Source organism: Streptomyces sp. NPDC057654 (assembly GCF_042800135.1).
Taxonomy (GTDB): Bacteria; Actinomycetota; Actinomycetes; order Streptomycetales; family Streptomycetaceae; genus Streptomyces.
Genome location: NZ_JBHVHQ010001473.1, coordinates 1 through 1,061, shown reverse-complemented (window position 1 = coordinate 1,061; position 1,061 = coordinate 1). Strand labels below are relative to the sequence as shown.

Sequence of the window (1,061 nt, the reverse complement as noted above, 5' to 3'; positions counted from 1 at the left end):
CGCCGGGGCCGTGCGGCCCGGCGTCGAGATCCGGGCCTTGGGCTTCGGGTTGTCCGGGCCATAGGCTCCGGGCCTCGTACATGCTTCCAGCGGCGAGCTTCGGGCTTACGGGTCGGCCCCCGGGACCGGGTGCCCAGGCCCGGGGAGCCGAGGCTTCGGCGCCCCGCTCCAGACGCTGGCGTCACCCAGGGGCGGGCAGCCCACTGAGCGTCGCGCACGCCTCCGCCATCACCCGGTCCACCAGCTCCGCGCAGGTCGGCAGGTCCTCGATGAGGCCCGCGACCTGCCCCGCGGCCATCACGCCCAGATCCGTACGGCCCTCCACCATCGACGCGCGCAGCAGCATCGGGGTGTTGGCGGCGAGCAGGACCTGACTCCAGGTCAGATCCTTGCCGTGCTTCATCGCGAGCCCGTCGCGCACCATGGCCGGCCAGCTCAGCCCCGAGAGCTTCCGGAAGGACGCGGCGTGCCGCAGGGCCCGTACGAGCGAGGCGGCGCGGCCCGAGCGCTCCAGCTCCGCCACCAGCTCCGTACGCAGCATCCGGTGCGGCAGGCCGTCCACCTTGGTGGTGAGAGTGACGTCCTTGACCGTGGCCGCCAGGTACTTCGCCTTCACGGCGTCCGGCACCGTGCTCTCGGCCGTGAGCAGGAAGCGCGTGCCCATGGCGACGCCGGCCGCGCCGTGCGCGAGGGCCGCCACGAGACCGCGCCCGTCGCGGAAGCCGCCCGCCGCGACCACGGGGATGTCCACCGCGTCGACCACCTGCGGCAGCAGCACGGTCGTGGCGACCTCCCCGGTGTGGCCGCCGCCCTCGCCGCCCTGGACGACGACCGCGTCCGCGCCCCACGCCGCCACCTTCTCGGCGTGGCGGCGCGCGCCGATGGAGGGGATGACCACGACGCCCGCGTCCTTGAGCCGGGCGATCAGCTCCCGCGAGGGCGCCAGCGCGAAGGACGCGACCCGCACCCCCTCCTCGATGACGACGCCGACCCGCTCCGCCGCGTCGCCCGCGTCCGCCCGCAGATTGACGCCGAACGGCGCGTCCGTACGGTCCCTCACC

General features: G+C 75.1%; 1 protein-coding gene. It reads right to left on the bottom strand.

Annotated elements, in window-relative coordinates:
* Positions 1–181: 181 nt before the first annotated feature.
* Positions 182–1,061, bottom strand: an 880-nt coding sequence (locus ACFU99_RS44460) for an NAD(P)H-dependent flavin oxidoreductase (RefSeq protein WP_384404604.1), incomplete at its 5' end; no start/stop codon positions are given.